Source organism: Prosthecobacter sp. (assembly GCF_049294395.1).
In the GTDB taxonomy this organism is placed as follows: domain Bacteria; phylum Verrucomicrobiota; class Verrucomicrobiia; order Verrucomicrobiales; family Verrucomicrobiaceae; genus Prosthecobacter.
This window is the reverse complement of sequence record NZ_JBAQCR010000405.1, coordinates 1-6,909: the sequence shown is the minus strand read 5'-3', so window position 1 is coordinate 6,909 and position 6,909 is coordinate 1. Positions and strand designations below refer to the sequence as shown.

Annotated in this window: 5 protein-coding genes; 3 read left to right on the top strand and 2 right to left on the bottom strand. The window is 58.9% G+C overall.

Annotation, left to right across the window (positions count from 1 at the left end):
* Positions 1–121: 121 nt before the first annotated feature.
* Positions 122–649, bottom strand: a complete 528-nt coding sequence (locus WAW39_RS27995) for a DUF5069 domain-containing protein (protein ID WP_422322665.1) — start codon at positions 647–649, stop codon at positions 122–124.
* Positions 650–735: 86 nt separating this feature from the next.
* On the opposite strand from WAW39_RS27995, the gene WAW39_RS27990 reads away from it, so the two are divergent.
* The 3 genes from WAW39_RS27990 to WAW39_RS27980 all read left to right on the top strand — a co-directional run bounded on the left by WAW39_RS27990 (position 736) and on the right by WAW39_RS27980 (position 5,789).
* Positions 736–1,425: an RNA polymerase sigma factor gene (locus tag WAW39_RS27990; RefSeq protein ID WP_422322663.1), complete on the top strand. Its 690-nt coding sequence runs from the start codon at positions 736–738 to the stop codon at positions 1,423–1,425.
* Positions 1,426–1,554: 129 nt separating this feature from the next.
* Complete coding sequence (locus WAW39_RS27985; RefSeq protein ID WP_422322661.1) at positions 1,555–1,926, top strand: four helix bundle protein; 372 nt, start codon at positions 1,555–1,557, stop codon at positions 1,924–1,926.
* A 311-nt stretch (positions 1,927–2,237) separates the two neighbouring features.
* The gene (locus tag WAW39_RS27980; RefSeq protein ID WP_422322659.1) at positions 2,238–5,789 is read left to right on the top strand and encodes a PVC-type heme-binding CxxCH protein; all 3,552 of its coding nucleotides are present in this window, start codon (positions 2,238–2,240) and stop codon (positions 5,787–5,789) included.
* Between the two features lie 166 nt (positions 5,790–5,955).
* Here WAW39_RS27980 and WAW39_RS27975 read toward each other — a convergent pair whose 3' ends face one another.
* Positions 5,956–6,597 (bottom strand): transposase, encoded by a 642-nt coding sequence (locus WAW39_RS27975; RefSeq protein ID WP_422322657.1) that lies wholly within the window; start codon positions 6,595–6,597, stop codon positions 5,956–5,958.
* Between the last annotated feature and the right edge of the window lie 312 nt (positions 6,598–6,909).

Genomic DNA, 6,909 nt, shown 5'->3' with positions numbered 1-6,909 from the left:
CGGCAGGCTCCATGACGTACGAACGTCCTCGCAGTCGGGCGGTTTGGCGGAGAGGGCGGTGGAGCATGCCACGCTTTCGACGCCAAACACGACCGACCTACGGTCCAAAGCGCCAGCAGCCTCACATCTTCCCCGTCTTCACAAAGTCGATGATCTTCTGGTCATCGTCCCCTGCCGCCCACGTCACGCGTAAAAAATCGGCGGGATGCAGCCGGTGCTGCTCAAAGAACGCGCGGTCTCCGCCGCAGCCATACATCGTGTCCGGGTCCATCTCGCCGCGCAGCTTGGCGCGTGCCTTCACGATCAAGCGCGGCAGCCACGGAATGCCGTCCACCGCCGCTGGCTTGGGCGGAAGGGCGCTCGGCGGCACGGTTTTGCCGGTACGCTCGCTCTTCTGCACCACGCGGAAGTAATCCCTGCGCACCGCCGCCACCAGCAGGCTTGTCTCCAGGGTGGGGCCTTCCGCGCCATACCGGCAGTGATCATCGACGAAGTCGAAAAACTCCTGGGTCGTGTAGCCGATGCCGTCCAAAAAAGCCTTGTCCGCCTCCTTGAACCAGCTGACCGCACGGGTGTCTCCCCCAAGGTGCAGTTTGGAGCAGCGCTCGAAGAGTTCGCGGAAAGATGTGTCCCAGGTTAAGTCGCTCATAAGAAGAGGCTACGCTTAACGACGGCGCATTGAACGTCAAATATTCGCGCGCAACCAATCCGCACCTCCCGTGGTTTACATCGCGCATGACCCTCGCTAGCATGGCAGCCACACTGCCAGCCTACCTCATGCCCGAACCGGAACGGAACGCCCTCCCCCATTCACCGCCGGCAGCAGCCGACGATGCCGGGGAGTCTTCCGACCAGGAAAGCGTCCGTCTCATGCTCCGCGTCAAGGAGGGCGATGTGAAGGCCTTTGAGCAGCTCGTGGAGCTGCATCAAAACGCCGTCGTCGGCACCTGCGCCCGCATGCTGAACAACATCGAAGACGCGCACGACATCGCGCAGCAGGTCTTCATCCGTGTCTGGCGCAGCGCCCCGCGCTACGAAGTCACCGCCAAGTTCACCACCTGGCTCTTCACCATCACCCGCAACCTCGTCTTCAATGAAACCCGCCGCCGCTCCCGCCGCAAGGAGGTGAGCATGGAGCAGGAGAACGAGGACGATCCGCCCAAATACTTCGCCGATCACAGCACCCCCGGCGCGGATCACATCACCCAGCAGACGGAGCTGGAGCAGGCGCTGGACAAAGCCATCGCCGCGCTGCCGGAGAAGCAGCGCATCGCCGTGATCATGCGCCGCCACCAGGACCTGCCATACGAGGACATCTGCGCCGTCTTGAAGATGTCCCTGCCCGCCGTGAAGAGCCTCCTCTTCCGCGCCCGCACCGAATTGCGGAAGCACCTCGCGGCTTATTTGGGTGAGGATGTGGAGTGAGGGTGCGGAAACTCAAAAATCAGCAATCCTTGTTCATCAATCGTCAATCATGCATGCCCATGACTCTCCAAAGCCGGAGGATTGACGATTGTCGAGCAATCGATTTTTGATTTTAGAAGTTTCCATACCATGAAAGAGCAAGTCAATGCCCTCGAAGATCGTCTTGTGGACTTTGCGGTCCGCATCATCACAGTCGTAGAATCACTGCCCGACACCAAGGCTGGAAGGCACATCGCTGGACAATTGATACGCTCTGGAACATCCCCCGCGCCAAACTATGGCGAGGCTCAAAGCGCGGAATCCAGAGCCGACTTTGTCCACAAGATGAAAATCTGCCTCAAAGAACTTCGCGAGACTCTGATCTGGCTCAAGATCATCGAGCGCAAGCCGCTCTGCTCCAAGACGCGACTCACTCCCATCCTCACCGAATGCGACGAACTCATCAGCATCTTCGTCAAAAGCATCCAGACCGCCGAGCGCAACAAAGGCTCTGGAAAATAGTCCCTCAAAAATCAGCAATCCTTGCTCATCAATCGTCAATCGCTCACACCCAAGACATTCAAACCCCGGAGGATTGACGATTGTCGAGCAATCGATTTTTGATTTTAGAGGTCCCAAACCCTCCTTGCGGCGTGTTTGGTCGATGTGAGGCATTAGCTTCCGTTTCCCCTCGAAAATCAACAATCCTTGCTCATCAATCGTCAATCGCTCATGCCCACGAGTCTCCAATGCCTGCCGACTGACGACTGCCCATCAGCTAGTTTTTGATGCTTGAAGTTTCATGCCCACTCAGGCGTACTCTCCGCCTTCGCATGAAACTCTTTCTGCTCGCTCTTCTCGCCCCCACGCTGCTGCTTGCCGCCCCGAAGCCGCTGTTCAACTCCAGGCTCATCACCAGCGCCACGCCGAATCACAGCGTGGACATCGATGTGTCGCTGGAGGGCGCGAAGGAGCTCTTCCTCGTCGTCACCGATGGCGGCAACGGCTTCACCGCCGATTGGGCGGACTGGGCCGAGCCACGTCTCATCCTGGCCGATGGCAGCGAGAAGAAGCTCACCGAGATCGAATGGAAATCCGCACAGAGCGGCTGGAACAACGTGCGCGTGAATGCCAGCGCCGGCAGCACCGAACTCCGCAGCGCGGGCAAGGCCATCGAATACGGCATCGGCACCCATGCGAACAGCATCATCGCCTTCAATTTGCCCGCTGGCACCAAGCGCTTCAAAGCCAGAGGCGCACTCGATGAAGGCGGCACCAAGCAGGGCAGCGCCAGCGTGGAGTTCCGCGTGTACACGGAAAATCCCGGCCCCATCGCTGCAAGCGACAGCAGCTCGCACGATCCGGCGGATGCCGTCGATTCGCTCACCGTGCATCCCGAACTGCAGGTGCAGCTTTTCGCCAGCGAGCCCATGATGGAGAGCCCTTCAAGCATCGACATCGACCACCGTGGCCGCGTCTGGGTCTGCGAAGTGGTCAACTACCGCAAGCATCTCGGCGAACGTGCCGAGGGCGACCGCATCCTCATCCTCGAAGACACCGACGGCGACGCCAAGGCCGACAAGTCCACCGTCTTCCACCAAGGCCATGATGTGGACAGCGCCCACGGCATCTGCGTCCTCGGCAACAAAGCCCTCATCTCCTGCGGCGACGAGGTCTTCTGGCTCATCGACGACAACGGCGACGACAAGGCCGATCGCAAGGAACTCATGTTCACCAAGATCGGCGGCGCGCAGCATGACCACGGCATCCACGCCTTCCACTTCGGCCCCGATGGCCGCCTCTACTTCAATTTCGGCAACGCCGGCAAACAGCTCTGCGACAAAGACGGCAAGCTCATCACCGACATCCACGGCGTCAAATGCACCAACCAGAACAACCGCCCCTACCAGCAGGGCATGGTCTTCCGCTGCGAACTGGATGGCAGCAACGTCGAAGTCCTCGCCTGGAACTTCCGCAACAACTGGGAAGTCGCCGTCGACAGCTTTGGCACGATGTGGCAGTCCGACAATGATGACGACGGCAACAAAGGCGTGCGCATCAACTACGTCATGGAGTTCGGCAACTACGGCTACTCCGACGAAATGACCGGCGCTGGCTGGCAGACCCCGCGTCTCGGCTGGGAAAGCGAAATCCCGCTGCGCCACTGGCACCAGAATGATCCCGGCGTCATCCCCAACATGCTGCAAACCGGTGCCGGCAGCCCGACGGGCATGCAGGTGTATGAAGGCGATCTGCTGCCCAGCATTTTTCATGGGCAGCCTTTGCACTGCGATGCCGGCCCCAACGTCGTCCGCGCCTACATCACCCAGCCCGACGGCGCTGGCTACAAAGCCGAAATCGTCAACATCCTCGAAGGCACGAAGGACAAATGGTTCCGCCCGAGTGATGTGGCCGTGGCACCGGATGGCTCGTTGATCGTCGCTGATTGGTACGATCCGGGCGTCGGTGGCCATGGCATGGGAGATGTGACTCGCGGAAGGTTGTTCCGTGTGACGACGAAGGCGGCGGAGAAGTATCAGACTCCAAGCTTCAAGCTGGACACCGTCGAAGGTGCCGTGGCTGCATTGAAGTCGCCGAATGAAGATCAGCGGTATCTGGCGTGGGTGAAACTGCATTCCATGGGAGAAACAGCGATTCCTGCTCTCAAAAAATTGTTCGAGGACCAAAAAGCAAACTCTCAACACCGTGCACGCGCCTTGTGGCTGCTGGCATCGCTTGAAAAACCGAAACCCTCTGCCGTCAATGTGGATCAGACGACTTTTGCAGCAGAGTTTCTGGCAGAAGCGGTTGCGTCCCAGACCGACACGAATATTCGCGTGGCAGCCGTCAGAGCAGTCCGTCAGGCACTTGCACGCTCAATCATCACAAAACAGGATCAGTATTACGCCTTCGGCATTTCCAACTCAGAAGAAGCCCCTGCGGTGAGTCGCGAGATCATGATTGCGCTGCGTTTTGATCCAAGCGAGTACGCCACAGATCTCTGGGTAATCGCAGCCGCAGTGGTGAGAGAGGATCGCTGGCGGCTTGAAGCCCTCGGCATCGGTGCTGACCTGCACTGGACGACAAGGCTTCAAGCCTGGGATAAAATTCTAAAGCAGTGGGATACGGACTCGATAACCAAAGAAAGCACAGGGCATACGCCTCGCTCACGCAACCTCATCGCATGGCGTTCTCGCGGCGAGGATTCTGTCTCGCGCATCGTTGAAGCCTTTAACTTCAAATACAAAGGCCAACACGAAGCGCCGTTCCCTTTGAACGGATTATCGGCACTCCGAGCCCTCCAGCTCCTCTCCTACAAACACCCCAAGGAAGTCTCCGCCGCCGCGCTCACCATCTTCCTCAAAGCCGACGCAGACACCGCCCTCGCCTCCACCGCCCTTCTCGATCGCAACACCATCGCCTCCAATCCCGAAGCCAAGGCGCGCCTCGACTCCCTCCTCAAACCCGTCATCGGCAAACCTGAGTTCATCTCCCTCGTCGAGCGCCTGAACCTAACCGGTTTTGAGAAGGAGCTGCTGGACTTCATCATCGCCAATCCCAACGCGCCCGAGTCTGTAAACGCTGCGCGGCTCATCGCCGCGAATCGCGATGGCGCCCTGCGTTTCCTCAAAGACGCCGATGCCGCCTCCGCCAAGGCCCTCGTCGCATCACTCGGTCGAGTCAGCGACCGCGCCTCCGTCTCCGTCTTGAACCAAGCCTTCTGGCCCGAGAAACGTACAGACGTGCGCCACGTCATCATCGACGCCCTTGCCCTCAGCGGCGAAGGCGGGCGCAACATCCTGCGCTGGCACAGCGAAGCCAAGCTGCCCGCCGAATTCAAAGATCAGGCCGCACTGGCACTCAGCCGCAGCACCGATGCCGGACTGCGGAGCGAGGCCGCCCAAGCACTCCCCTTGCCTGCCGCACAGGGTTTGGAAAACTTCCCCAAGCTGCCCGAACTCGTGAAGCTCAAGGGCGATGCCGCCAAGGGCCCGCAGATGTTCATACAGGCCGGTTGCATCGCCTGCCACCGCGTCAAAGGCCAGTTCATCGACTTCGGCCCAGACCTCTCGCAGATCGGTGCGAAGCTTTCCAGTGAAGGCCTCTTCACCGCGATCCTGTATCCCAGCGCCGCCATCGAGCACAGCTTCGTCGGTCAGACTGTCACGACCAAGGAAGGCCAGACCATCACCGGCTATCCCATCAGCGAAACCGACACTGAACTCACCCTGCGCATCGCCGGCGGAGCCTCCACCCCCGTGAAGAAATCCAGCATCGCCAAGAAGGAGGAATTGAAGCTCTCCCTCATGCCTCCCGGCCTCGCCGGTGCCATTGGCCCGCAGGGGCTTGCGGATCTCGTGGCGTGGCTGCAGACGCTGAAGTAGTACGACAGATTGGCTTCGCTTGTCTGTCGATCAGCGGTCCGCAAAGCCGCCACAGCCCACAACTCTACCTACCACGCCACACCGGCCTGTGAAGCCGGTTTGGGATCAACGTAAATCAAAGAGACTGCGGTCCCGCTGACCGACAGGCAGGAGTGCCTGTCGTACTTCAGGCAATCTCCCAGCGCTGTTCGTAGCTGAAATCAGTCTCGGGCAGCCCGGCTTTCTGCGGGTTCATCTGGATGTAACGCTGAATCTTTTTCAACTGCTCCAAACTGCGCACGATGTGGCTGAACGACTCATCCATCCACAGAGAGCCCGTTTTTCCCAGTAGGCAATTGAGGTTTCTTGCACTGACGCCCTTGATCGACTTCAAGATTTCATGCAGAGGCTTGTCACCAATCGGCTGCAGCAGCACATGGACATGATTGGGCATCATCACCCAGTCACCGAGATCGTAATCGGTGCCATGTTTGAAAAGCAGGCGCTCGACCACCTCAGTGCGACATCGAACATCACGCAGCACACACTCGCCGGAACCGGCATCAAGCCATCGCTCCATTCGAACCGTGAAAAGACGCCGATATTCTTTGAGCACACCTTCATCCCAAGGCTCCGGATAACTTCGCCGCCAGCCTTCCCTTTCATACAACCAGCGCTTCAAGACTTTCTGCGGCACCGAGTCCGCCAGTCGGAATGTAACAAAGTAAATCGCACCCGGTTGGTCCAGTTGAGGCAAATGCCTATGATGGGATTTTCCCACCGCCTCCCAGTCGAAGGGTGTGAAGTCCTTGCAGCCAATGACGCGCATGCAGGAAGTACGACAGACACTCCTGTCTGTCGATCAGCGTTCACGCAAACTCCACCGTTTTCCGCCATCCCAAGACAAGAGGCGGCAGGACAAGTCAATAGTCCAACAGGCAGGCCTTCCACGTTGCCACCAGCAAACATCTGTTTGAGGTATGCGTGGTCGAAGGGGCTTTCGGTGACGTTGGCCGACAGACAGGAGTGTCCTATTACAAATTAGCTTTTAAGCCCTTTTTTACCTGTATATTTGAGAGTTGCGCCGGTTCTCCTTGCGGTTTTATACACTTGTTTTATACTCGCTCCGCCGCCCCTCTCC